This window comes from Psychrobacillus sp. OK028, from assembly GCF_900103605.1.
GTDB lineage: Bacteria > Bacillota > Bacilli > Bacillales_A > Planococcaceae > Psychrobacillus.
Genome location: NZ_FNHY01000003.1, coordinates 241,110 through 268,048, shown reverse-complemented (window position 1 = coordinate 268,048; position 26,939 = coordinate 241,110). Strand labels below are relative to the sequence as shown.

The following is a 26,939-nucleotide window of genomic DNA, read 5'->3' as shown; positions in this document are numbered from 1 at the left end:
TATATAATATTTTAGTAAAACACTTACTTATCAGTCAAAGTTATTACCCCCATATAAAACGCAATAAAAAAACCAAGAGAATTCTCTCTTGGCATGCATTTCCGTAAATGGATTCCACTTCTTATAAAGAAATTATCTTAAGAAGGCTTAGCATCTTTTTTTAATTGTTTTCTTCGTATGGCATATACGATAACCATTAAAAGAGGTAACAGAAGCCCAATCGTTAAGGAAAAGTACTTACTTGTAGTCGAATCAAAAATATGTTGATCAATAACATTTGGAAAAACCACGAGCGATAGAACAACTACAATCATCCCTAACGGATACGTTAAAGGACGATAATCTTTCAAATTTAAAATTTGTGCTAGCCCATAAACCGATGCGTAAAAATATAGAACCATCTTATAATAGAGACAAATAATCCAAAGTGCAGCCATCAGTGACTCAACTCGGTTTATAAAGTTCCCGATGTTAATCATTTTGGCCAGACCATAGCTCGGATACTCCTGTCTTGCAGTTAAATCAGCACCTAATACGGTAATACACAAAAATGTGATGATAATAATGATTAGTCCACCTATTAAATTTCCGATAAAAAAAGATTTTTTAGCAGATTTAGGTTGGTTAATAAAGGCAGGGAAAATCATTAGTAAAGTAACAGCATTGACTGAAGAGACAACGATCAAAGTTAACGACGATTCCGCTATACTTTTAATATCTACCTCAAATACAGGTTGAATGTTTTCATATTTAATCTCTGGTGCAATAAAAATGACTAATAAAATAAAGAGTATGAAGAAAACACCAGTTAAGATTTCTGCAGAACGAGCAATGGTCTCTAGTCCAAGACGAACTGCCATTACCAATATAATCGCCATCAATATATTAGTGGCTGCCATTGGTGTATTTGGCATCACATGCGTGGTTAGAAATGAACCAGAATAATACAAAATAACAGCAGTAAATAAAAGAGTCATGGATAAAAATAAGAATGAAAATACTTTACCTATCCACTTTCCGAAAAGAGTCTCATTCATCTGTACAAAGGTGAGGTTAGGAAACCAAATACCTATTTTCGTAAATAGCCATACAATCAATAGTCCGAGCGCAGTACCAAGTATTGCGGAAATCCAAGCGTCATGCTTCGCAACGATAGCTAAAGCTGAAGGTACAGCTAAGATGCTCGTACCAACCGTAAAAAAGATAACTAAAACTAGAAATTGGTATGAATTTATTTTAACGTTTTGCATCATATTATATATCTCCACCTAACTTTCGATCTAATTCACCTATCGAATTAATGCATCATGTACTGGCTTAAAAATGAAAGTTAGAAGATCAATTGGATTAGGAATAGATTTTCCTAAACTATGTGCTACACCTAACCCAACTCCAATAGTAAGAAGAATCGAAAACACAATCAATTCTTTTTTATACTTTTTTTCCACGAGAGATGGAACTTCTATAAATACGATGAATGCAGCTACTAGAAGTATTCCTACGCTTTTCAGCATGATCAGTTAGTCCTTTCTACTTTCTACTACAGAATTATTTACGGTACCAGTTTTAAGAATCTTCACGTCTACTTTAATATTCACTTTCATTTCAGTAAAATGCTGATTCCATTGATTTTTCAATGTTTTCCATTCATTTGGATATGATCGGTGAATTGCATTGCCAAATCCAAAAATGTCTGTCTCATATTTTTCTTGTACGCTGGTAATAGAATCGTTAATCGTAACTTTGACTGCTTTTTCGTAGAGTTTCTCTAGAGCTTCAACTGATTCAGCTTTACTAATATCAATTGAACATTCTATCTCACCTACATTAGCAGCTATCTTAACATTGATATCTGCTTCCGGACTTCCATTTTTAACTTTACCTTTTACTTTTGATTTGAAACTAAGAACCTCTAAACTTGCTCTTCCTCCACCAGGACAAGAAATAGTTCCTACTGTGTTTTTCACATGATTTGTAATGCCACTATAGCCTCTACTTTCATCTTCAGTTAACCACCCAACCAGTTTATCGCCTTTAAACACAGCTAAATCATCCACCTTAATCTTAGCACTTGGAGTAACTGTTATCACATTCTCTGTGCTTGATCCTAATTCCTGCTTTCCGGTCACAATAATTCCCGTTAACACAGCTTCTTTTCCATTACTTATTAGATCTGTAATTAACTGATCCAATGTAATCCCTACGGTAGCTGCCCAGTTTTCTTCGGACACTTTAAGTGTGTTAAACATTTTATTTGCTGGTATTGTTTCTAACGGAGTTAGCACGTTTAAAATCTCTTCCGCTGTAGAGTCTTTAGCTATAGCAACATAGAAATCCGATCGTAACTCCCAATCCCTAGATATTAAATCTATGGGATGCCCAATTCCTTCGCTAGCTAATGATTCACTTATTACAAGCATCCGCAGATGTCCAGGATATACTTTTCTAGAAGAGCTCTTTGTCATTTTTCGAATGGCTTCATACACTGTTTCTCCTCGTCCTTGGATGAGAGTAACTGGGGTCGTCCCTTTACCACCTTTCATGGAGACTTCTGAAGGTACAACGACTTGAGCCGAAACAACGTATTCGTCGTCTATTTTATCAAGGCCCATTGCCAGTGTGATAGCTAGCTCGTTTAATTCCCTCCGATTCCAACAACCCGTTAGTACTATGCAAAGAATCAGTAAAATAAAGATGCCTCGTTTCATAAGTAACCCCCTTACTATCCTTCATTGTTCTTTTTCAGGCTCTGGCATTGCAGAAGTCGGATTTTGCTGTCTATCTATATTTTCTTGACTGATTAAATGAGGACGTGTGAAAATTTTCCATAAAGGTAAACGAATAAAAGTATCCTTTTGACCTTCCATATTAAAAGGTGCTATTGGGTACATATATGGAATTCCAAACGAACGCAAACTGCATAGATGCAAAACTAATGCAATTAACCCAACCGTAATTCCAAATAAACCAAATGAAGCAGCAAGCCCCATAAATACAAATCTCAAAATTCTGACTGAAAATGCCATGTCATAAGTAGGTGAAACAAAACTAGCAATAGCTGTAATGGAAACAACAATTACCATCGCAGCAGAAATCATACCTGCTTCCACCGCTGCCGTACCAATAACAAATGCCCCGACTATTGCCATGGCTGAACCTATGGCTCTTGGCATTCTTAAACTCGCTTCTCGCAAAATTTCAAAGGTGGCTTCCATTATGAGAGCTTCTATAAATGCAGGAAATGGTACACCCTCTCGTTGAGCCGCTAGGTTAATAACGAGTGAAGTCGGTATCATTTCATGATGAAAAGTAGTGGCAGCTATAAATAATGCAGGAGCAAGTAAAGCGATCCCAAATGAAAAAAATCGAAGGATTCGAACAAGACTAGTAAGATCAGCACGTTGATAATAATCTTCTGACGATTGAAAGAATTGAACAAATAAGGCAGGAACGGTTAGTACAAACGGTGTACCGTCGATGAAAATAGCTACTCTGCCTTCCAAGATAGCTGCAGCCACAACATCAGGACGTTCCGAATTATATACCGTTGGAAAAGTTGACATTGGTGCATCCTGTATCAATTCCTCAATATTGCCACTTTCAAGTATTGCATCTATGTCGATGCGATCTAGTCGCAAACGAACTTCTTCCACTATTTTGTCATTTGCAACGCCATTAATATACATTACCGCAATATTCGTTTTTGTACGTTTTCCAATTGTTTTGGTTTCCATCCACAACTGAGGATCTCTAATTTTTCTTCTGACCAACGACGTATTTATACGTATATTTTCTGAGAATGCTTCCCTTGGACCTCTAATTACTGTTTGGGTTGTACTTTCAGTAACTCCGCGTTCTGCCCAGCGCCTATTACCAATGTTTAGTCCTTCCGAATATCCATCGACCAATAGAATTACATCCCCAGATAGAAGGTGAAGAAATAACTCGTCAAATTTGGTAACATCTTTTATTTCTCCCACGGTCATGGCAAAGTCTTTTAATGTTTTCATAAGTCTTGGATTATGAATGAGCTCACTTTCTATTTCTGTATGTTTAATATCTAGCATTAACGACTCCAAGATGAAGTTTTGTATAGCAACTGTATCGCTTAAACCATCTGTATACATTAACGCAGCTTTAAGGACTCCCCCTTTACCAATTCGAATTTCTCGAATGACTATATCAGAGCTAGCACCAAGCGTATCTTTAACTGTTTTTATATTATCCTGAAGGCTAGTTTTTAAAGGGTGATTTTCATTGGACTCCGTCGTTTGACTCGTTGAAGGAGTGGAGGATTTTGACTGATCTTTTTTTTCCTTATCAAAAAAACCCATATTATCCCTCTTTTTTTAAATTTTTTTGTTTACCCAAGAAGTTTGTCCAAATACATGCAATAATATTCCTTTCCTCCAGATAAAAAAAGCCGACATTCCTAATTTAGGAACATCGACTTATGGTGAAAATAATACGTACGTTTTAGTTTTTAGCGAATTGCCCAACGACTTCTACTGTTTCGAAAATATTTATAAAGGCTTTTTTATCATGCTTTTGAATAATCTGTTTTACTTGCAACATTTCATAACGAGTTACGACCATGATTAAGATGTTCTTTTTTTCTAGTGTGTAGCCACCAAAGCCTTCTGTGACTGTCACGCCTCGATAAATACTTGCTAATAATTCCTGCCTTATAGGTTCAGCCGCCGTCGTTATTATTTGCATCGTTAGTTTTTCATGATTGGTATAAATAGTATCAATCGCTTTACCGGTCAAATATATTGATAATAATGTATATAGTGCTATTTCCCAGGTAAAAATGGCTCCTGAAATAAGCACAATAACACTGTTCATTCCTGTGAGAAGCAAACCAACACTAAAATTACTTGAACGAGATATAATAATAGCTATTATGTCCATCCCTCCAGAGGTACCAGAGTATTTCATAATTAGACCTATTCCCACACCACCAATAGCTCCTCCAAATATGGCTGAGAGCAATGTATTATTAGAAATAGCCTCTGCAGGAATAGTATATAGAAATATGGATAACGATACTACACATACGAGCGTATTAAGTGTAATTTCTTTACCGAGCTTGTAATATCCCAATATTAATAGAGGTACATTCATAACAAAGTTAAGTATACCTGTATCAAAAGGAGTGATCAGTCCCAACAAAATAGCTATACCACTAATTCCGCTGCTTAATATTTCATGAGGCACTAAGAATGCATTAAACGCAATAGCAATTATAAAGGAGCCAACAATTACAATTAAATATTTTAACAAATGACTGCTCCTTCCTCATAAAAAAACTCGCCCATTAAGGACGAGTTTTTCTTTTACTAGAATTTTCTCTTCACAAATGATATAAGAAACAATGTAACAAAGATTAACGAACTCGTCAATATCATACTGAAGTTTCTTTATTCATTCCCTTTTTTGATCGAAATTATTCCATTGTCCGTTTTTAAGTTAATTTTATTCTTACCCTTTCCAAAAATAGTCTCTTCATTGGCAGAACCAAAAATATTAATTCTTCCATTATCTATATTCGCTTGAATTGTTACGTTCTTTGGTTCAGAGGACGTCAGAATATTAATAAGTCCATTATCTGTTTTCAAAGATATAGTTCGATCCAGGTTATCCGTTACCATAGATATTTGACCATTATCCGATTTCGCATCTATATCTCCAGTTACATGGTGAAGATCTATTTTGCCATTATCCGTTTTTACATTGACCTTCTTAGTTTCCAAATTTCCTAATACAATTTTTCCGTTATTTGACTCAATATCAACGTTTTTAAATTGAAGACCTTTTGCGATAATTTGACCATTATCTGTTTTTGTTCTTAACTCGTCGTATTTTTCATCTGGTACAGATAAGACAATTTTGTTACCTCTTGCATTTATTCCAATATTAAACCAGTTAAAAAGCTTCTTCTTTTTCAGTTCTACATATAACGTATCCCCTTCTACATAAGCCTCTACTCTACTACCTGAGCTCTTTTTGCTTGTAAATTCAACTTTCCCATGAGAACTGGCTGTTGGAACAACTTTAATAGTAGTGTTATCTCCAGTAATGTTTATCTTAGTGAACTCTTCATTCCCTAATTCAATTTTTTGTGAATTTTTGATAAACCCACCAGCAATGCTCATCCCTATGTTAATAGCTGATCCCAAAATTATTACAATAATTGCGATGATACCGATTTTTTTTATACTCACTACTGTAACCTCCCATTTATTTACCTTATACATAACATTATAAAGGAATGATTACCATTTCCTATGGTCCAGAGATGGGAAGTTCTCTACGTCTCAAGATGTATATCGTTTACGATAAACCTATTTTTGATGTATCTATAACATATGTATTTTAAAGGCACTAATAAAATCTGTGCCTTTATGGGCAACAATTATGCTCTCACATTTTGTAAAACGTTGATTGCAAACATGATTACACTAAACACTACTAATACTCCGCCTATCGCGATAATTATCGTCACTTGCTCGGCTGCTGCTAATATTAAAACAGTTAGGCCAATCATCATTAATGGAATACCTATATTTGCACTCCAAAAATGCAGTTTTGCATAAATATTTTGAGAAATTGCAGGAAATAAATGATAGACAATTCCTGCAAGTGCAAAAGATGCCCAACCTAATAAATTAATGTGTACATGAACACCTGTTAATGCATAATCATGGGCCATAGACATATACATTCCTAACGTAACCCCAATAGCAAAATAAACAACGGAAATTTGAATCAGCCTTACTCCCATTTACTTCTCCCTTCGAATAATAGAATTATTAATGCTCTATATTCTATGCAAGGAAGAAAATTATTAAGCCCCACAATATACGAGTTTGCGAGAAAAGTGTGCTATATAGTATATAAATGATTCATGCATAGTTTATAAAATCATTCCTCTACTTTATTTCCATACATCATCTAGGTGCTTAGAATAGAATTTCAATGCTTTTTCGTAAGCAAGTATTTGTTTTTCATTAGTCGTTTCTAATAGTATATTCAATAATAACTCGGTAGCATTTGAGTGTTCACTAAGATTATACAACGTGATGGCGTAGAACACTTGAATGGCTTTATTATTCGGAAATAATTCTATACCATTCAAAAACACATCCTTAGATTTCTCATAGAAACCGAGTGCTCTATATGTACTCCCTAAACCTATTATGGCCCCTTCCAATTCATCGTTGGGTAGTCCAAGCTTTATCGCTGTTTCATAGAATGATATAGCTTGTGTCTCTTCACCTAAAACATCAAAGCTCCAACCACATTGGTAGTGGATACTTGCGTTATTCGGGTATTTTTCTACTAATTGTAGTAGGAGCTCATTTGATTCTATTGTCCTTCCTGTATTTCTTAAAATTATGGCTTCCTCTATTTCCTTTTGCATAACTTTAATATCCCTCTCTTTAAAGGTATTTGTTATTCTTTGTAGAATAGTATAATGAAAGGAGTGTTTAATAATGGATATAGCTAGTATTCTATTTGGACTTTTTTTCATTGTCTTGATCGCTCGAATAACATACAAAATGATCAAGAAGAAACGTTTTCCTACTATTAACTATCATCCTTTTGATGATTTGATGTCAGGGTTGGATCCCGAGGAGAAGCATAACAACCAAATATTGAGAGACACCAAGCACGAAAAAAACTATGAAGAGCGCACTAACCGATCAGAATAATTCTTTTCTACCTTTTGTATGCAACCAGTGTATGTTTTAGTTGAAATCCTGAGGTCATATAAAGAGCTATTGCAGCTTTGTTGTTAGCCCCCACACTTAACGTGATTTCTTCTATTGCTTCATAGGAAAATAAATGATGAAGAGCAGCTCTCATTAAATTTGTTGCTATTCCTGACCCTCGAAAATCTGGATAAACAGCAATATATTCAATTGTTCCTTCTCCGTGAAGTGGAATAGCCTCCACATAAACATAGCCCTTTATCTTATTATTGTGTTGGATGATGAATAATCGATTATCATCACTAATTCTTGAAAGAATCTGTTCACTATTATAATAGGTATTTGGAAAAGCAAGATGATGAAGGGCACTAAACGATTTGTGAAAGATAGGATCATAATTTTTAATATGTATATCTTCACCATCTGTTAAGCTAGTTCTATCTGCGCTCAAGATAAGATGATGTCCAGTTTCCCTTCCATTTTTATGTTCAATAAATTGCTTAGCTAACGTATTTTTTTCATTCACAAAAAACATGTATTCATTTAGTTTAAAAGGAATAGTATCCTCTAAAACTTGCCATAAAACATTTGCAATTTGAGAATAATCTTCTCCATTTTGGACAAACGGCCCCCACACCTCGGCACTCTTATTTTCTTCATCTATATCAAATCCTAATGCACCTACTATATTGTCTTTATCATAGGCAACGACAAATGATTTCTCCATATCAATATCTGAAAAATCATTAGAAAGTGTATCGTAAATTTCCTTCTTATCTTCTCCACAATAACCAATATGAAAAGAGTCATCCTTATTAATAATCTCTAAGAAAGCAGCTAATCTTTCCAAATTTTTCGGATTACTTATATAGAGCGTCATATCAATCTCCTTCTCTAAAACTTCATTATCAAAATATTTTATCATTCATCTTATTGTAAAGATATACACAAATGGAAAAAAGAGCAACTCAATTTTGAGCTACTCTCTTTACCATTTATCATATATAAAGCTTTAGTTTAATACACCCGTTTTAGCAGCCTGTACAAGTGTTTTTATTTTCTCCAACTCATTTTGATGGAAAGCATCAACTATAGCACTTCCTACAATCACGCCATCTGCTATTGTCCCCATGCTTTTTACTTGTTCGGGTGTAGAGATTCCGAAGCCTGCTAACACTGGGACATTACTTTGCTCCGACAAACTAATAAAATGTCTTTCCAATTGTTCACCAAATCCATCTCTAACTCCTGTGATTCCATTTACTGTAACTGCATAGATAAACCCTTCACCTGATGCAGTAATTTTAGCCATACGGTCTGGTGGACTTGTTAGGGACACAAGTGGAACCAAGGCAACATCCGTATTAGCTAGTGCTCTCTGGAGTTCTACTGTTTCTTCAATTGGCACGTCTGGAACGATTAAACCTGCTATGCCTAGTTTTTCACATGCTTGTGCAACCTGCTCTAATCCAAAGCTTAATAACGGATTATAGTACGTCATTAGGACGAGTGGAACAGTTACTTCTTTATAAAAAGTTTCAAGTTCCTGTAGTATCAAACGGAGTGTTGTACCATTTGCTAATGCTCGTTCTCCTGCTCGCTGAATGCTTGGTCCATCTGCAACAGGATCGGAAAAAGGTATTCCAAGTTCTATTGCGGTTACCCCTGCTTCTTGTAAAAATAGTATTTTTGACTTTAATGTCTCTAGACCACCGTCTCCAGCCATCATGTAAGCAACAAAAGCTTTATCACCCTGGCTATTAACAGATTGAATGGCATTTAATAGTTTCTTCTTAGCCATTGTTATTCACCCCTAACGCATCTCTTACAGTTTGAACGTCCTTATCCCCACGCCCTGATAAACAAATAACTAAAATCTCTTCCTGTGACATTTCTTTTGCAAGCTCCGTAGCAAAATGAATGGCATGAGCACTTTCAAGAGCAGGTATAATGCCTTCTTTTTTCGATAATAGCTGCAAACCCTCTAACGCTTCAGCATCGGTAACAGAAGTATATTTCACTCGGCCAATATCGTGTAAATAGGAATGCTCTGGACCAACTCCAGGATAATCAAGCCCTGCTGAAATCGAATGTGCTTCTTGGATAAAACCATTGTCATCCTGCAATATGTACATATAAGCACCGTGCAGAACTCCTTCTTTTCCACCAGTAACAGCCGCTGCGTGAAGACCAGTTGAAATACCACTGCCTCCAGCTTCCACACCGTATAACGCGACATCCTTATCGTCCACAAATGGATGGAACATGCCAATAGCATTACTTCCACCACCAACACAAGCGACAACTGCATCAGGCAATTTACCAACCTTTTCAACAATTTGACGTCTAGTTTCCACTCCAATTACCCGTTGGAAATCACGAACAATTCTTGGGAAAGGATGTGGTCCTAGCGCAGAGCCTAAAATATAATGCGTATCTTCTACATTGGAAACCCAATATCTAAGTGCCTCATTGACTGCGTCTTTAAGTGTGCCGGATCCCTGATCCACGGAAACAACTTTTGTACCAAGTAATTCCATACGAAATACGTTTAGTTCCTGCCTACGCACATCTTCTTTTCCCATGAAAACAACACATTCTAAGTCAAATAGTGCACACACGGTTGCAGTGGCAACACCATGCTGTCCAGCGCCCGTTTCCGCGACAATTTTCTTTTTCCCCATTCGCTTTGCGAGCAACGCCTGGCCAATTGTATTATTAATCTTGTGGGCACCTGTATGGTTTAAATCTTCCCTTTTTAAATAAATTTGTGCTCCACCAAGTTCTTTTGTCAGTCTTTCTGCAAAGTATAATGGTGTTTCACGACCAACATAGTCTTTTAAATAGTAATTGAGTTCATCCATAAAAGTTGTATCTGAAATTGCATCCTCATATGCATCTTCAAGTTCTTTCAAAGCGGTCATTAACGTCTCTGGAACATACTGTCCACCAAATCTACCGTATCTACCAACTCTTTGTTCTTCTGTTGTATTAACCATTATTCCACACTCCTATCTTTTACAGCTCGTATAAATGATTGAATTAGTTCTTTATCTTTCCTACCATTTCGTTCTACTCCGCTAGACACATCAACCATATAAGGATTTACTCTCTCAATCGCAGCTTTAACATTTTTGGGGTTCAAACCACCTGCAAGAATAATTTTTTCATTCGGAATATGATTAGCTTCCATCAGCTTCCAGTCAAAAACTTTACCACTACCGCCTTGATAATCAGTACCAGGTGCATCAAACAAATAAAAATCAGTCATATATTGTTTCGCCTGAACAACATCCGCCTCATTTTGAACCGATAACGCTTTAATAGAGGGGAGATTGTTTGATAGTACAATGTCTGGGGTTTCGTGACCGTGATACTGTATATAATCTAGCGGAACCTCTTGGATTGCATTTATTAGTTCCTCTTTGGTTGGATTTACAAAAACTCCTATCTTCCAAACCCCAGGAGGCACGTCTTTAGCTAGTTCGCGCGCTTGCTCAATTGTTACTTTCCTTTTACTCGGAGCAAAGAGAAAACCAATTGCGTCTGCTCCAGCGCTTACGGCGATTTCCACATGTTCCTTCTCCATAAGCCCACAAATTTTCACCTTTGTCATGAGTTAATTACCTCTCTTTTTACCTGTAAGCTTTTAAGAGCATTCCCTACATCTCCACTGCGCATTAACGATTCCCCTACAAGTACTGCACTGGCACCATAGTTAACAACCTTTTTAGCATCAGCAGAATCCCAAATACCGCTCTCACTTATAAGTACACGTTGTTCTTCAAATGGAAAGATAGATGCGATTTCTGCAGTTCGGGACAAATCTACATGAAATGTTCGTAGATCACGGTTATTAACCCCTATTAGTTTCGCATCTAGCTGCAAAGCACGGTCCAGCTCCACAGAATCATGAACCTCCACTAATACTTCCAAGCCTTTACTTAGAGCATATTTATATAAAGTTGAAAGTTTTTCTTGGTCTAGTGCTGCAACAATCAGTAACACGACAGATGCACCTGCATGTTTTGCATAATCTATCTGAATTGGATGAATGATAAAGTCTTTACAAAGTATTGGGATTGATACCGTACGAGCAACTTCTGCTAAATCCTCAAATGTCCCTTGGAAAAAGGGTGTATCGGTTAATACAGAAATACATGCTGCTCCAGCTTGTTCATATTGAGAAGCTTGCTTAGCAGGATTAACTCCTTCAGCTATCAATCCTTTTGATGGAGAAGCACGTTTAATCTCAGAAATCACTTGTAATCTTTCAGATTGATAAAGTGACTCAAATAAGGAAGGTCTAACTGACGAGTCGTTTTGTTCTTGAATGGAATACTTTAATAACTCTTGTATTTGACCTTTTTTAGCATCCAATATTTTATCTAGAATGGTTGTCATAATACCACCTCGTGACGTACAGATTGCTGACTAAAAGCAATAACTGCTTCTAGCTTTTCTAAAGCTTTTCCTGATTGAATAGAATCAGCCGCCATCTTAACACCTTCTTGAATAGAGCTAACAATACCAGCTGCAAATAATCCAATTCCACTATTAAAAAGAACGGTATCTAAATAGGCACTTGCTTCACCTTGGAGGACTTTGCGCATTATTTTAGCGTTAGTATGACCATCGCCACCACGTATTGCAGAAATAGGGGCAGAAGCTAAACCTACATCATTTGCTGTCAACTTAAAGGGGATTAAATCTCCATTGTCTAATAATACTAATTCATTGACGCCCGAGAGAGATGCCTCATCCATTCCTCCAGCACCACAAACGACAATTGCTCTCTTTCTTCCTAAAATTCGTAACACCTCTGCGTATTCCATCGTGAATTCTGGTCGATTGATACCTGTATATTGAGTTTGTATGTGAATAGGGTTCGTCAAAGGACCTACCAAGTTAAAGATTGTTGGCTTTCCAATCATTTTTCGAGCAATACCAATTCGCTTTAGTTTTGGATGTACATTTGGCGCATAAAGGAATGTTAATCCTTCCTGCTTCAATAACTCAATGGATGCTTCCGGGCCAATAGTTGTTTCTATTCCTATTGCTTCTAGTACATCGGAGCTTCCTGCGCTACTTGAAATTTTCCGGTTGCCGTGCTTGGCGATTGTTGCTCCAGCACTAGCTAACACAAATGCTGAAGTAGTACTAATATTAAAGCTATTCAGCCCGTCACCGCCCGTACCGCAATTGTCCATATAATTACCTACTGGCTCGTTTAAGTTTATTGCAAAGGACTTCATAACCGTTGCAAGCGCAGCTACCTCATTGGATGTTTCGCCTTTTTTGGAAAGTCCGATTAAAAGATCGACAATCTGCTGTACTTCCGTATCTTCTGAAAACATTAGCTTAGAAGCTATAGTCATTTCTCCATAAGACAAATCTTCATTCATTTCTACTTTTTCGATAAACTCTCTCATCTCAATCTCTCCTCTGCTCGTCTCTAGCTAAATAAAAAAAGTCCTCTTCCAAGGAATTGTAAAAATCCCTTGGAAGAGGACGGTGTTGACCGCGTTGCCACCTCTAGTTGGAGTGTAATACTCCCACTTAAGCTCCTGTAACGTAGGAAACACGTCTACCTCTAAAACAAATTATATGTTCTCGAGGAAGCTCTCATAAGTCCATTCACACCAGAGACAAATCAGTTCCCACCAACCACTGACTCTCTAAATTGTCTACTGAAGCTACTATTCTTATTTAAACAATTTCTCCGCTATACTAACTAATCTCGGCTCATCTGTTCTTAGGCGATGCTACTGTTAGCATCTTCTACCTATAATCCGAACATAAAAGTTAACTATTATGATAGTAGGAATACTTATAATTGTCAATCAATTTTTATCATTTTACAAATCATTTACAATGCAAGTGTACATCCTGTCACCGAACGTCTTATTTTATTGATTCCCGAAGTAATCCACCCGAGCGTTAACTCATAGATGGATTACTTTTTGTCATTGAAAAGGTAAACGTAATCAATGCTATCATTATGGAAGAAAAGCTCATCATAATTACGACGATTCAAATACTGTCTAAGCAGTACCCCCTCCTGTTGCAGTCGTTAAAAAGAAAATTGAAAATTGGGCCGTCCACCCATGAGAAGATCAATCTATTTATTCTAGTACACAACACATTAACATTTTCCTGCATGCTAGTTCGTCCGCTTTTTGAAAATACTTTTTACAAATGGTTCTTTTAAAACTGAATACGTATTTATGTTTATATCCTCTTGCTTTACACTAGTTACTTTGATGTTCTCATATTCTTCTCTAGCTTTCTCATTTAAATTTAAATAATCACGAAAGAATAGTTGGTTTTTCCATAATTCTCTATCAAAATCAACCATATGAATGAAATGAGTTTTTACTTCATAAGTTTGATCCGTAAACTTAGCAAAAACTATTTCACCTGGTCTTTCCACTCGAAGTCTTAGAAATCCAATATTCTGTAACTCTTTAAAAATAGCTTGATCTACTTTTGAAAGATCATCTACTCCTAATAATATATCTATAATTGGTTTTGCAGGCATATTAATGATTGCAGTACTCCCAATATGCTGTATCCGATCTCTTGGAAGTCCAGTAGCATCTATAATTTCTAGTTTCACTCTTTTGAACTCTTTCTCCCATTCGGTCGTGTATGGTAATAACGTTATCTCGTTCTTTGCTAATCCTAGTTTCAAAAATAATTCCTCCACTTTATCTTTTCTTTTTGGGAATAGACAATGTAGTCCATTTTTCTTCAGCAGTCACTTGTTTTGCAATATAAATTACCTGGCCAACATGAGAGGAAGTATGAGAAAGGCTTCTTATTATAGCTTCCATGACAGTATGTGGTTCATTTCTGATATAAATGGTTTGGAGCAGATGTTCTGATTGAATTGTATCAAGAGCATTCAAAAAAACTTGACAACCTTCTGACCAAATTTTCAGCAATTCTTCGCGAGATTGTATAGTACTTTCAAATTCATCGTCTCGATTTCTTGTTGGCTTTTCCCCATCAGTCGTCAAAAAGTCGGTCCACCGTGATTTTAAGTTACCACTCATATGTTTAATAATTATATCTACGCTATTGGAGTGATTATTTGGATTCCAAAAAAGATTATCTTCCTCCATTTGCATGATTGTCTTTTCTGTATCAGTTACTAAATCTAAAAACTTTTTCCGGATAACACGAATAAAATCATTGTGTAAATTTAATAGCTCGTTCATAATAATCCTCTCCTTCTAGTTTCCTTCTATCATCATTATAAAGGAAATATTCAGAAAAATAAGCTGTTTAAAAACAGACTTTAAATTAATCGATTTTCAATCGTACACAATGATCTTTAAGTATGGTTAGTAAAAATACCTCTTCGTTTTATTAAAAACATACACCTAGTTAGTTCCATTAACTTGTCTTCTAAAATATTATTCATAAGTAGGGCTATCCATAAGTTCATTTAAATAATTGAAGTTATAATAAACAAGTAAAATTAAACAGGTTAATAAAAGGAGTTGAATACATATCGTAAGAAATCGTTTTTTAAATTTAAAATTCTTTTTATAAAGAACATAAGTTAGTGGTAAAGAAAGCAAGACACTACAAAAAATCGAATATAACTGAAGATGATCAAAGTAAATATTAATGTATAGTTTTGGAGAAATATCTTGTACCTCTTGAGCCATGAATGGGAGTATAAGAATTATTATTGCAAACATAATTAGGGCATTTAGTATAAAAATTGTAGAAGAATAGAAAATTTTAAAATTATTCATTGGTGCATCCCCCTTGTTTTATTCTTTCTAATATATAAGTTAGACTTACACCATCAATTTAAGTTACATTTTTTTCTGTTTTTTGTTTAATAGTTTTGAGTAATTCTTACTTCGAAGTTATTTCCTTCTATTCAAATAAAGGGCTTACTTTGCTCGTCTGTAAAGTGTTGCCACCTAGAAAAAGGTGCGTATACCCATTGATTTTAGTCAGTGGGTATACGCACCTTTTATTGTGGTTTAGGAAACAATAAAACCTATTTTATTTACTAAATTTAAAACGTTCCAATAAAATGGATTCTGTTTTGGCACCTTCGTGTTTAAATTTGGTAAAAGCATAAAGTTCTTCTGTTTCCTCTACGTAAACGAGGCGATCTATATTGCCATATGCACGCATAGTAGAAGTTGGATCTAAAGTATTGTATTTATAGACTGAAATCTGTACTGATTGATCAGCCAAATATATGTTCTTTCCTGTTTCATCAAAAGTCATCGTTGTAAATGGAGTGGCCAGCTTGCCAAGGGGAGCCAGATCTTCAGTCGGAATACTGCTTGATGCGTATGCTGTCCCGTCCCCATTATAAATAACGTTGCCTTCAGGAGACATTTGGGCATAGCCTCTTAATTTCATTGTATTAAAGAATCGAGGCACCATGGTTTCCTTCTGAATTTTGCCTTCTATTAAGCTAAATGTTTCCATTTTGCCGGTATAGTGCGAACTAGCAACCGTATAGACTTTGTTCTGTGTTGGTGATAGTTCAATCAATTGCTGTGGGAAGAGATTTGCTGATGATAAATGTTCTGACGTTTGCCAGTTATACGTATGAATCTCTGAACTAATTCCTTGGTCGGAACCTGATGAAATAATCAGTGTTTCAGTATCATCCACAGCGATGTCAAAAGGATCGATGTTTACATTTACTGCTTTTCTGAAAGAAAGATCCTCAGCATCGTACACGTTGATAAGTCCTTTTTGCATCTCCATGAAGTTATAGGGACTTCTTGCTTGGATGAGTTGAGTAACAAAAATTTTGTCATTTTTAATCACAAGTTTTTCGGCAGCATGTTTCAGTTCCACAATCTTTGTGGATTTATTTTCCATGTTTAGCATGACAAGTGATTTGGACTTTCCATCAATATAGTAAACAATCGGCTTATTAGGATGTTTCACTAGATCTACGATTGTTGATTCTACTGTAAGATTAACTACGGAATGTGCTGGGTTTCCAATGGATGGACGAAAATTGGGTTTCATGATCCTAGCAAGGAAAGCAGAAAATTGGGCACGGTCAATCGGCTGCGTTGGACGAAAAGTTCCATCATTATACCCAACGGTAATATTGTTTGCTGCTAATGATGAGATATATGAGGATGCCCAGTAGTCACTAGATACATCTTTATATCCTAGCTCATACGCACCTTCCAGCTTAAAAGCGTTTCCGATTACTTTAGCCATCTCAGCACGTGTGATAAACCCTGCTGGATCGAAATGGGTTTTACTTTTTCCACTTATAATCCCTGCAGTCGAAGCAACTAAAATTTCTTTATAGCCGAAACTTGATTGCATGACATCATAGAAACCTGGATCTTTTAGATGTGCTACAGATTCTGGCATGCCAATGGAACGCATAATCATCACAACTGCTTGAGCACGTGTAAGTTTCATGGATGGACGGAACGTATCATCGGAATAGCCATTGATAACTTTTAACTCAGTTAAATAGTCAATCTCTTTCTTAAAACCTGAAACGTCTTGGAAACCAGCAGCAACGGCTGATCCAGTTGGAATAACAAATATGGCAAGACTCAATAGGATAGCTATTAAGCTATGTAATAACCTTTTCAATGAAAACTCCCTTTCTATTCAAACTCTATTTATTATAGCGACAGAACTAATCAATTTCTCGTATCAAATGTCCTATATTTACTTTAATAGATGGCGATATAATATTATTCTTTGAAGCATCTTGAAATTCATATGAGCCCATTTTGATAGTAACATTTCACACTATATTTTGGTTTTGACCGTGAAAAAAAGACCATCAAATTGATGGTCTTTCCTATTCTAAGTATTCGTAAGCTATCCTTGTAAATGCTACACCATAGAAATAAATATTATGTTCTGTCTTAGTAGTCAATCAGGGTATACTAAGAACCTGTTAGTTGAATAACGGGAATCCAATCAATTTTATAGATAGGTCGTTCTTTTTCGTAATCATACTCAGTTATATTAATTTATTACCGGCAAGTCCACTTGATTTACCCAATCCTGAATGAATCGCTCTTGATGCGTGTTCAAATGAGGTAGGTTATTACGGGAAAAGAATCGATGTTCATGACTTTCTTCAGTGCTATGAAGCAATTCTCCTGAAAAACTGCTTGAATGGAAAATAATCTGGACACTAAAAACTTTGTCTCCATTCTGATATTCTGCAAACCCAGATTCACCTGAATAAAGTCCAAACAACTGTAATTGCTCAACTCTTAAACCTGTTTCCTCAAATGTTTCTCGCAAAGCAGTTTCAAGAAAAGATTCTCCAGGCTCCATTACGCCACCAGGAATACCCCATACATCTCGATCCGTACGATGTTGTAATAAAATCTTATTTTCTTTTTCAATTATAATTCCACAACCTACAGTCATAAGCATTTCATTTCCAATTAACTTTCGAATTGTTTGTATGTAACTCATCATTTCCTCCTTATTTACTTGCTGAGACCTTCAAAAAAGATTTTGCTGTGGAATCCGACAGGTCTTTTAACTTTGGAGTTGTTATCCATACTTTAAATATAACTAATCTACTAAGATCTGTATTAACTTTAAATGTTTCCATTAAAACTAATCTACAAGCAAGTGAACAATCAATTTATTCCCATTCATAAGGAGTTTCTTGGTACACATAATAGTTCAACCAATTAGAAAATAACAGATGAGTATGAGAGCGCCAAGAGTTCTTTGGTTTTTGTGATGGATCATCGTTGGCATAATAGTTTTCCGGAACGTCAATCTCTACCCCTTTATGGATGTCTCTTTCATATTCGTCAGCAAGTGTCGTGGCATCATATTCTAAGTGACCAGTAATCATAATATGCTTTTTATCTTTGGATATTACGAGGAAAACACCTGCATCCACTGAACTTGATAGTAATCTCAATCGGTCGTCTTGTTTAATCTCCTCGTAGGACACAGCTGTGTAACGAGACACCGGTGCATTAAACTCATCATTAAATCCTCTAACTAAACGTACCGTTGGATCAGTTAAACTATGATTAAACACCCCAAAGCATTTTTTCGGTAAGTCGTATTTTCCAATTCCATAGTGATGATAAAGAGCCGCCTGTGCTCCCCAACAAATATGAAGAACGGATGTCACATGCGTTTTGGACCAATCCATTATTTCAGTCATTTCACTCCAATAATTAACATCTTCAAATTGTAAATGCTCGATGGGCGCACCAGTGATAATCATTCCATCATATTTTCGGTGTTTAATATCTTTGAACGTCGTATAGAAAGTATCCAAATGAGTTTTACTTACATTTTTTGAATCATGTGTTGCCATATGTAAAAAAGTCACATTTACTTGTAGTGATGTGTTTCCTAATAATCTTAGTAATTGAAGTTCGGTTTTCTCTTTTTCGGGCATCAGATTTAAAATAATAATGTTTAATGGACGTATATCTTGGGCTATTGCTCGATCGGTATCCATGATAAATATTTTCTCTTTTTTTAGATGTTCAGCTGCCGGCAATTGTTTTGGAATATTTATTGGCAAATTGTTCTCCTCCTTTATATTTAAAAACCCTCTTTTCCTATTAAATAAGAAAAGAGGGTGAACGTTTTGCTCTCCATTCTTATCTTTCAAGAAATTATCTTGTAGGAGTTAGCACCTTCCTGACGAGTCAGAGGTTGCTGAAGCTTCAACGGGCCATGTCCCTCAGCTTCTCTTGATAAGAGTTATTAAATTATATTGTTCTTTACTAGTGAATAGTAACATTTGTTTTCAAATTATTCAACTTCTTTTAAACTTTGAATCGATTTACTGCATCCGCTAATTTTTCGCTCAAGCTTGTTAATGTCTCTGACGCTTCTGCCACCGATTGAATTGCTCGTAATTGCTCATCGGAGGAAGCACTTACTTCCTCACATGCTGCGGCAGTTTGCTCCGATGTTGCTGCCATAACTTGAATTGTATCAACAACTTGATCTTTATAATTAGAAACCTGCTCGATTTCTACTGAAACGGAATCAATAGAAGCTTGCAAATTATTCATCAATAATGATATTTCACTGAATGTAGCTTCTGTATCAAGAACAACAGATCCTTGTTCTCGGAACGTTTTAATAGTGTCTATCATTTGATTCCCAACGATTTGCGATTCACTCTGTAGCTCTGTAATAGTTTGTTTAACTTCCTCTGTTGCTTTTGCCGATTGCTCTGCAAGTTTTCTCACTTCATCCGCTACAACAGCAAATCCTTTACCATGTTCACCAGCACGAGCAGCTTCTATGCTTGCATTCAACGCGAGTAGATTCGTTTGTGCAGAGATTTCCATAATTGTTTCCATTACCCCACCAATGGCTTTTACTCTTACTTCTAATGTTGAAAATAAAGAAGACATTGAAGTGAGGTTAGACTCCCAATTTTCGAATGATGATTTTAATTCTCTCATTTGACTTTGTCCATTTGAATTCATGGAATTCGCTTTTGTAGCTATATCAGTCATCACGACTGACTTTTCATTGATCAGATTGATTTGCTCACTTAAGTGAACGGAGCTCTCCGTAACTTCTCCTGCATCTTCTGCAGATTTCGAGGCACCTTCAGCAATTTCACTAACAGCTAAAGATACTTGCTCTGCAGAAGCATTTGTTTCCTCTGCAACTGCACTTAAGCTTTCGGAATTGGATTGCACATCACTAGCAGACTCTTTTACTACTTGTATTATTTCATTCATACTTGTAGCCATTTTATTAAAGTTTGTAGCTAACTGACCTATTTCATCTTTAGATTTTATATTTGCTTGAACTGTTAAATCCCCTTCAGCTATTGAATCCATTAATTTTTTCAGGTGCTCAATTGGTTTTAAAATATGACTGATGATGAAATACAAGACAATTACTACTACTGCCTCGATTGCTAATATAATTATTATTAATAAAGTACGAATACTATCTGCTGTTTGATTTATCTTTTTCTCATCATAAACCGCTCCTAGCTTCCAATCCAGTCCTGGTAAGGTTGTAAATACAGTAATTTTATTGGTTCCTTCAGTTGCGTCATGTATCTCACCACTTTCAGAAGAACTATTAAGCATTTCCTTAACAGCTGAATGCTCAGATAGATTTTCACCAAATAAGGTCGGATGAACAATAGCATTACCATCCGCATCCACAATAATCGGATAACCTTCATAACCTAACTCACTATTTGCGACTGTTTCTGTTAACTTCGACAGTAAAATATCAATAGCAAGAACACCTACCACTTGCCCATCGCTGATAACAGCTTTAGCACCTGAAATTGCATATTCTCCAGTAGCAACATCCACAAAGGGTTTAGACCAGGTGAAATTTTCTTTGTTGGAAACAGCATTTTTATACCATTCCCTCGATGTAGGATCAAAACCTGCACCTAGATCAGCCTCTGGAATTATTTCGATCGTTTTATCCGGGAGGGCTATATAGACAGAAGCCACTGCATCATATAAAGAATTAAATTCATTAAATCTAGTGTCTAAATTTTTCTCTAATTGATTGGCTAAAACCTCATCAGTAACTTTAGCACTATTCGTAAATTCTACTATATCATTGGAAGTCGATAGTTGCAGTATTCCTTTTTCATAGGCAGCTAAATAATTCTGAATTGTTGCTGACATTTCATTGACTATAACCTGACTCTGATCGATTAATTCGTTTTCCGTCTTATTACTAATTGTACTCGTACTGATTAATATTAGCGGTATCATACTCACAATAATAAGAGCAATGACCGTAATAATTATCTTCCATTTTATAGATTTACCCATTTCCATCTTCCTTCTCTATGTATTGAATATGCCCTATATGAACTTTTCATATATAAGTATATTTATACTATTATATCGGCTCAATACGAGAAATTTGATGTCTAGTTAATAATTATCGCTTTATCTTTGTAAATCTTTGATTCTAAATCTACTTCTAGACTTTTCAACCTTCCTTCTCCATCCATTCCATCAGGAGTATTTCTAACTTTTTTTCATTTAATCGAATCGATTCCAACAGCGTTTCGTATGCTTCCCAATCATTTTCTACTTCTATTTTTTCTTTTAATTGACTAATATCATGTTCTATCTCTGAAATTTTTTCTTCCAGTGAGCGTTCATTTACCTTTTTCTTTGTTGGCTCTGAACTTTTGACTTTTTTCGGCTCTGCTACGACTTGTTTAGAATGCATTTCCTCCCATTTTTCTCGAGCCCACTCATAGGGTCCTTCAAAAGTAATAAGCTTACCATACTCTAACCATGCAGTTTTCGGAAATAATTTATTTAGAAAATAGCGATCATGAGATACTGCTAAAATAGTTCCATCAAAATCAGCAAGGGCATCCTCCAGCACTTCTCTTGAATCGATGTCTAAATGATTCGTCGGTTCATCCAGTATTAGTAAATTTATATCCTGATACATTAGCTGTGCTAGGCGGAGCCTCATCCGCTCTCCACCGCTTAAATCACCTATTCTCTTGAATACTTCGGGTCCATAAAACATAAACTTTGCAAGAATATGGCGTGCATCACCCTCTGCCATATTCAATTCGCTACGAAACACATCGATTAGCCTTGCCTTCGGTTCCTGAATTTCGAAATGCTGCGATAAATATCCTACACGGACATTACTCCCTAACCGTGCTTCTCCTTGATCAGTAGATATTTCTCCACGTAGCAAGTTTAATATAGTGGACTTACCTGAGCCGTTTCGACCAACAATCGCCACTCGATCCTTCCAAAAAACATTGAACTGCGCATTATCTAATAGAACCTTTTCTCCAAATGATTTATTTACATTCGTCATCTTAACTACTTCTTTACCACTTCTAGAAGCGAACTCAAATGATAGCTCCATCCTTTTCGGATCAATTAGTGGTTTTCTTACTTTTACCATTCGTTCTAGTGCCCTTTCCATATTACGGGCCTGGCGAAATAACTTAGGATTTGGAGGCATCGCTTCATTTGCCCATTGTCTTAGCCGTCTAATCGCTTCTTTCATCTTTTTGATCTTTTTCTGTTGTTCCTCATATTCCTGAAATTCACGCATTAGCTTAGCTTCTTTTTCTATAATAAAAGAAGAATAATTGCCATGATAAAGTGAAAGCTCCCCATCCTCTAAATCTGCAATTTTAGTGACAACCTTATCTAAGAAATACCGGTCATGTGCGATAATAACCACTGTTCCTGAATAGCCAACCAAATACTGTTCTAACCACTCAACTGCAAATATATCCAAATGATTCGTCGGCTCATCTAACAATAATATATCTGGGTTAGACAGCAGAATATTACCTAGCATTATTTTCGTCTGTTCTCCACCACTTAAACTAGCAAAGGATTGATTTACGAATCCAGAAAGCTGAAGTCCCTGTACTACTTTGTCAATCTCGGATTCCATTGTGTAACCGCCTAGAATCGTAAAATTTTCTTGAATTTCTCCGTATTGTTGGAGCAAACGTTCCATCTTTTCTGATTCCACTGATCCCATTAGTTGTTCCATCTGAATCATTTTCTTTTTTAGCTCTGCAATGCTCTGAAATGCAAACTGGAGAACATCCATACCAGTGATGTCTTCAGAATAAGTTGGTATTTGAGCTAAATATCCAATCGATGTGCCTTTTTTAAAATGAATAGCTCCTTCGTCAGGTTTTTCAATACCTGCTAACATTTTAAACAAAGTGGTTTTACCAGTTCCATTTCTCCCAACAATAGCTAACCGATCTCCCGTTTTAATATCGAGCGATAAGTTTTCGAAAATGGTATTTCCACCGAGCATTTTATTTATATTATTTACTGTACATATCATGTTGAACGCTTCCCTTCGAGTCTTTATAAGCCAAGAAGCAATTCTTTTTTCTCAACAAAAAAAGACTGTCTAAAAAGCACAGTCTTTTCGCTACCTAAATGGATCCGAAAGAATGACTTCTCAGCTATGATTATTACTATGCAAATGTCTAAAAATGGACAGACCTGTCCCCTTGATAGCATTTTCATGAGTAATTGCACAAGAAGTGGATAAAAATTCCAACATAAATAATTGTGCATTCGTAGCGTTTTTCATTCTTTCTTCACCTCCGTTCGATTTGGTTAACTAAACTTTAGCATAACTATTCAAACAATTCAATCGTTATTTTCTGCTGGTTTTTGTATAGTTGGATCATTGATCGATTCATCTTTTTTCGGAATTCCTACATCATTTTCTTCATTTACTCGTTCATTCCCAGTGTTTGGAACTTTTTGATCTAGATTATTTACTTTTGTCTCTTCTTTAGGTTCTTTATTGGAATCCCTTTTGTCCCCACAGGCCGTCAATATGAAACAGGATAAAATGAGTATTGTAAACAATTTTTTTATCATTGTTAGTTGCCTCCTAGTTTATAATTAGATTGCACAAACTTTGAAGGTTTATACTGATAATTATTTTACTGTAGTCCTATTGAACGGATAAGTTTCCCATTTCACTAGTAAAACCAACTGAAGAGAGAGTAAAACACTTTTCCTTACCCACAATAAAAAAACTCCAGCACTAGACTGGAGTTCATAGATCACTCTTCAATATCAAAATAGATTTCATCTTCATCGTTATACTCAGATCCATTTTCGAACAACACGGTCGTTCGTAAAATGAGCTTTGTTACTTCCTCGTTATTTTCTGGAAGCCATCTTTCATCAGGCATAATTTCAAATGGAATCATTTGCATATCCTTTGATGCAGCTGCTCCTACAACTTCGATAGAGTGTTTCGATACAATTTTAGGGGATGAATCATCCGTAAGTTTAAATACCTCTAATTTAATATTCTCCACCGACTCATCGTGTACACCATCAATATATATAGTACCAGACAGATTTATACCGTGTTCAATATAAGGATGGTCAACAACTGTGTCTATCTTTATCGCTTTAACTTTTATGGAAGATTCAAATTTCTTCGCCATTACTCTCAGTCCACCTTGTGATTTGTATACTCATAATGATTTTCGATAACTGGTTCAAACTTATTATACCGTCTTTTAAACAAAGTATAAAAATGTGACACCACTACTTTTAAGATTGCATAACCTGGTATTCCCAATATTACACCTGGAACTCCAAACAACGATCCAGCAGTAATAAGGACAAAAATAATGGTAATTGGGTGAACATGTAATGATTTACCCATTATTTGAGGAGAGATAAACTTCCCTTCTATAAACTGAACAATAGTCCAAACAATTGCCAAACCTACTAGCAGTAGCGGTGACTTCACTAACGCAATAATAGCTGCAGGTGTAATCGCAATGACTGGTCCCAAATATGGTACAACACTTGTGACCATCGCAATAACCCCGAGCAGTAGCGCATATGGCATTCCTATTATTGTAAAACCTATGAAAATCATAAATCCAATACACATAGAAACTAAGATCTGCCCTTGAATATAAGAACTGATTTGTCTGTCTATACCAGAAAATACCTCCTGTAAATCATCTCGCATTCTTGGGGGGAAAAGCTTCATAACATAGTTAGGTAGTTTTTCGCCATCCTTCAATAAATAAAAGACGATAAATGGCACAGTAACAATAGCTAATACAAAGCTAGTCAATACTCCCACAATGGATGAAATTCCAGTGGCAATCCCAGTGACCGTGTTTTGAACAAAATCCCCAATTTCAGCTGGAAGCCCATTTAACACGGATGTTACGTCATTTTCAATTTGTAAATAATAATCCTTCACAATAGAAGTACGTAAAAATTGATCTAGACTGTTAAATAACTGGATAAAGTAAGTTGGTAATTCCTCTACTAGCTTAAAGATTTGGCCCTTTAAAAAAGGAAAAACTAAAAACACTAGTAAAGTGATTAAGCCGATTAAGACTAAGAAGATGATTAAGATTCCCCATACTCGTTTAATTTTCACTTTTTCTAATAAACGCAGGATCGGTCTCAACAAGTAATACACGATAACAGCTAAAATAATCGGCAAAATGACATTACCTAGAAATACCGTTAGTGGTACGAATATAAAAGAAATTTCATCATAAATCATAATGACAAGACCAATCATTAGTAAAAGAAACAATGAAAATACCGTATTGCGTCCACCTAAAAATCTTATGTATCTAGTTGAAAAAAAAGAAGGCTTTTCCGGATCCACTTCTATCAAACTTCCTTTCTATATTTATATTTTACGAAGGAAAAATCAGGTTGGCAATTCTAAAGCGGCTTATTTATTTAAAAAATCTGAAATTGCTGCTTTATTCTTCTCTTTGTCAAGTACAATTACTGATCCAGCATGGCTATAGTTTTTAAAAGAATACGTTCCTTCCACGGGTATTGTCATTTTTTCCATTTCTAATTTTCCACTAACGATTGCATCTAACACTCGTTTTGTTTTGTCTGAACGTGAATAATCGGTTTGAATATACCCTTCAGTTGCACCGATAAATTTAGGTAAATTCGGTATATTCCCGACAGACAACAGCTCATCTTTTAATACTTCCATCACTAACTGTTGTCTACCTACTCTTCCAAAGTCTCCTTCTGAATCCGAACGGAAGCGAGCATATCCAAGTAGTTCCTTTCCATTTAAGTTCTGCTGTCCTTTCGTTAAAGTAACGCCAATTTTTTCAGACATGTCCTTCTCAACATTTACCGGAACGCCCCCTGGTGCAATAATATCAACTAACGATTCAAAACTATTAAAATCTATTAATGCATAGTGATGAATTGGTAAGCCGAACATCTCATTAATTGTGTTTTTCAACAACTGTACTTCACCGAGGTAAAAAGCTGTATTTAATTTATAGGATTGATAACCTGGGATATCTGCATATATGTCACGCATGAAGGAGATAACTTTCACATCATTATTTTCCTTATCCCAAGAAAAAACCATCATTGTATCTGTTCGTGATTGCTCTTCTCCTCGAGTATCGACACCGAGAACTAATATATTTTCTCGTTGACCTTGTTTATATGTATCTCCTCTAAAATCCATTGGTTCCTTTTGTTCTGTATTTGCAATTTTATAGCCACTGGAATATTGGGTAACTGTATATATTCCAATTCCTATAGTTAAAAATAATAAAATAACGAATACGAAGCGCCCAATTCTTGGTCTTCTTTTTCTTCGACTACTTCTCGTTTGTTGTAATTCTTCTTCCATCTTGAGATCTCTCCTTTATACCCTAATAATAACGTATTTCAGCCCAAATAGTTTCAG

27 protein-coding genes, 1 riboswitch and 1 other annotated feature are annotated in these 26,939 nt (G+C 35.8%); of the genes, 1 reads left to right on the top strand and 26 read right to left on the bottom strand.

The window, feature by feature from the left end:
- Window positions 1–137: 137 nt before the first annotated feature.
- From BLR36_RS07215 to BLR36_RS07180, 8 genes are all read right to left on the bottom strand, one after another.
- Window positions 138–1,253 (bottom strand): GerAB/ArcD/ProY family transporter, encoded by a 1,116-nt coding sequence (locus BLR36_RS07215; RefSeq protein WP_093061061.1) that lies wholly within the window; start codon window positions 1,251–1,253, stop codon window positions 138–140.
- Between the two features lie 36 nt (window positions 1,254–1,289).
- A complete protein-coding gene (locus BLR36_RS07210; protein ID WP_093061060.1) occupies window positions 1,290–1,514 on the bottom strand; it encodes a hypothetical protein in 225 nt (74 codons plus the stop codon).
- 6 nt (window positions 1,515–1,520) lie between these two features.
- Window positions 1,521–2,708: a Ger(x)C family spore germination protein gene (locus BLR36_RS07205; RefSeq protein ID WP_093061059.1), complete on the bottom strand. Its 1,188-nt coding sequence runs from the start codon at window positions 2,706–2,708 to the stop codon at window positions 1,521–1,523.
- 21 nt (window positions 2,709–2,729) lie between these two features.
- The gene (locus BLR36_RS07200) at window positions 2,730–4,334 is read right to left on the bottom strand and encodes a spore germination protein (protein WP_093061058.1); all 1,605 of its coding nucleotides are present in this window, start codon (window positions 4,332–4,334) and stop codon (window positions 2,730–2,732) included.
- A 142-nt stretch (window positions 4,335–4,476) separates the two neighbouring features.
- The gene (locus tag BLR36_RS07195) at window positions 4,477–5,286 is read right to left on the bottom strand and encodes a YitT family protein (RefSeq protein ID WP_093061057.1); all 810 of its coding nucleotides are present in this window, start codon (window positions 5,284–5,286) and stop codon (window positions 4,477–4,479) included.
- A 137-nt stretch (window positions 5,287–5,423) separates the two neighbouring features.
- Window positions 5,424–6,227 (bottom strand): DUF4097 family beta strand repeat-containing protein, encoded by an 804-nt coding sequence (locus tag BLR36_RS07190; protein ID WP_175453997.1) that lies wholly within the window; start codon window positions 6,225–6,227, stop codon window positions 5,424–5,426.
- Between the two features lie 191 nt (window positions 6,228–6,418).
- A complete protein-coding gene (locus tag BLR36_RS07185) occupies window positions 6,419–6,787 on the bottom strand; it encodes a cytochrome-c oxidase (RefSeq protein ID WP_093061055.1) in 369 nt (122 codons plus the stop codon).
- 153 nt (window positions 6,788–6,940) lie between these two features.
- Window positions 6,941–7,426 (bottom strand): tetratricopeptide repeat protein, encoded by a 486-nt coding sequence (locus BLR36_RS07180; protein ID WP_093061054.1) that lies wholly within the window; start codon window positions 7,424–7,426, stop codon window positions 6,941–6,943.
- 73 nt (window positions 7,427–7,499) lie between these two features.
- Here BLR36_RS07180 and BLR36_RS07175 point away from each other — a divergent pair, with 73 nt between their 5' ends.
- The gene (locus tag BLR36_RS07175; protein WP_093061053.1) at window positions 7,500–7,718 is read left to right on the top strand and encodes a DUF3951 domain-containing protein; all 219 of its coding nucleotides are present in this window, start codon (window positions 7,500–7,502) and stop codon (window positions 7,716–7,718) included.
- Between the two features lie 7 nt (window positions 7,719–7,725).
- On the opposite strand, the gene BLR36_RS07170 is transcribed toward BLR36_RS07175, so the two are convergent.
- From BLR36_RS07170 to BLR36_RS07085, 18 genes are all read right to left on the bottom strand, one after another.
- The gene (locus BLR36_RS07170; RefSeq protein ID WP_175453996.1) at window positions 7,726–8,598 is read right to left on the bottom strand and encodes a GNAT family N-acetyltransferase; all 873 of its coding nucleotides are present in this window, start codon (window positions 8,596–8,598) and stop codon (window positions 7,726–7,728) included.
- Window positions 8,599–8,730: 132 nt separating this feature from the next.
- Window positions 8,731–9,519 carry a tryptophan synthase subunit alpha gene (gene trpA / locus BLR36_RS07165; RefSeq protein WP_093061051.1) on the bottom strand — a complete coding sequence of 263 codons (789 nt, stop codon included), beginning with the start codon at window positions 9,517–9,519 and terminating at the stop codon, window positions 8,731–8,733.
- Entirely contained in the window at window positions 9,512–10,717 is a 1,206-nt protein-coding gene (gene trpB, locus BLR36_RS07160; RefSeq protein WP_093061050.1) for a tryptophan synthase subunit beta, read from the bottom strand. Before trpB ends, trpA begins: the two co-directional genes overlap by 8 nt.
- Window positions 10,717–11,334, bottom strand: a complete 618-nt coding sequence (locus BLR36_RS07155; RefSeq protein ID WP_093061049.1) for a phosphoribosylanthranilate isomerase — start codon at window positions 11,332–11,334, stop codon at window positions 10,717–10,719. Before BLR36_RS07155 ends, trpB begins: the two co-directional genes overlap by 1 nt.
- The gene (trpC, locus tag BLR36_RS07150) at window positions 11,331–12,122 is read right to left on the bottom strand and encodes an indole-3-glycerol phosphate synthase TrpC (RefSeq protein WP_093061048.1); all 792 of its coding nucleotides are present in this window, start codon (window positions 12,120–12,122) and stop codon (window positions 11,331–11,333) included. Before trpC ends, BLR36_RS07155 begins: the two co-directional genes overlap by 4 nt.
- Entirely contained in the window at window positions 12,119–13,150 is a 1,032-nt protein-coding gene (gene trpD, locus BLR36_RS07145; RefSeq protein WP_093061047.1) for an anthranilate phosphoribosyltransferase, read from the bottom strand. The genes trpC and trpD overlap by 4 nt, the downstream gene beginning before the upstream one ends.
- Before the next feature lie 72 nt (window positions 13,151–13,222).
- Window positions 13,223–13,440 (bottom strand) — a binding site (T-box leader).
- Window positions 13,441–13,881: 441 nt separating this feature from the next.
- Window positions 13,882–14,412: a GrpB family protein gene (locus BLR36_RS07140; RefSeq protein ID WP_093061046.1), complete on the bottom strand. Its 531-nt coding sequence runs from the start codon at window positions 14,410–14,412 to the stop codon at window positions 13,882–13,884.
- 16 nt (window positions 14,413–14,428) lie between these two features.
- On the bottom strand, window positions 14,429–14,941 hold the full coding sequence (locus BLR36_RS07135) for a DUF1572 family protein (RefSeq protein ID WP_093061045.1): 513 nt from the start codon (window positions 14,939–14,941) through the stop codon (window positions 14,429–14,431).
- 805 nt (window positions 14,942–15,746) lie between these two features.
- Window positions 15,747–17,330: an S-layer homology domain-containing protein gene (locus tag BLR36_RS07125; protein WP_093061043.1), complete on the bottom strand. Its 1,584-nt coding sequence runs from the start codon at window positions 17,328–17,330 to the stop codon at window positions 15,747–15,749.
- 384 nt (window positions 17,331–17,714) lie between these two features.
- Entirely contained in the window at window positions 17,715–18,176 is a 462-nt protein-coding gene (locus tag BLR36_RS07120; protein WP_093061042.1) for an NUDIX hydrolase, read from the bottom strand.
- A 175-nt stretch (window positions 18,177–18,351) separates the two neighbouring features.
- Complete coding sequence (gene metA, locus BLR36_RS07115) at window positions 18,352–19,260, bottom strand: homoserine O-acetyltransferase MetA (RefSeq protein WP_093061041.1); 909 nt, start codon at window positions 19,258–19,260, stop codon at window positions 18,352–18,354.
- Window positions 19,261–19,336: 76 nt separating this feature from the next.
- A riboswitch (SAM riboswitch) is annotated at window positions 19,337–19,442 on the bottom strand.
- A 65-nt stretch (window positions 19,443–19,507) separates the two neighbouring features.
- Window positions 19,508–21,514, bottom strand: coding sequence for a methyl-accepting chemotaxis protein (locus tag BLR36_RS07110; RefSeq protein WP_175453995.1), 2,007 nt, complete (start codon window positions 21,512–21,514; stop codon window positions 19,508–19,510).
- A 163-nt stretch (window positions 21,515–21,677) separates the two neighbouring features.
- Entirely contained in the window at window positions 21,678–23,540 is a 1,863-nt protein-coding gene (gene abc-f, locus BLR36_RS07105; protein WP_093061039.1) for a ribosomal protection-like ABC-F family protein, read from the bottom strand.
- Window positions 23,541–23,660: 120 nt separating this feature from the next.
- Window positions 23,661–23,795, bottom strand: a complete 135-nt coding sequence (locus BLR36_RS19140; RefSeq protein WP_256371017.1) for an RAxF-45 family protein — start codon at window positions 23,793–23,795, stop codon at window positions 23,661–23,663.
- Window positions 23,796–23,854: 59 nt separating this feature from the next.
- Window positions 23,855–24,091, bottom strand: a complete 237-nt coding sequence (locus tag BLR36_RS07100) for a hypothetical protein (RefSeq protein WP_093061038.1) — start codon at window positions 24,089–24,091, stop codon at window positions 23,855–23,857.
- Between the two features lie 188 nt (window positions 24,092–24,279).
- Complete coding sequence (locus BLR36_RS07095) at window positions 24,280–24,672, bottom strand: sporulation protein (RefSeq protein ID WP_093061037.1); 393 nt, start codon at window positions 24,670–24,672, stop codon at window positions 24,280–24,282.
- A 5-nt stretch (window positions 24,673–24,677) separates the two neighbouring features.
- Window positions 24,678–25,871, bottom strand: coding sequence for an AI-2E family transporter (locus BLR36_RS07090; RefSeq protein WP_093061036.1), 1,194 nt, complete (start codon window positions 25,869–25,871; stop codon window positions 24,678–24,680).
- A 69-nt stretch (window positions 25,872–25,940) separates the two neighbouring features.
- Window positions 25,941–26,882, bottom strand: coding sequence for an LCP family protein (locus BLR36_RS07085; protein WP_093061035.1), 942 nt, complete (start codon window positions 26,880–26,882; stop codon window positions 25,941–25,943).
- Window positions 26,883–26,939 lie beyond the last annotated feature (57 nt).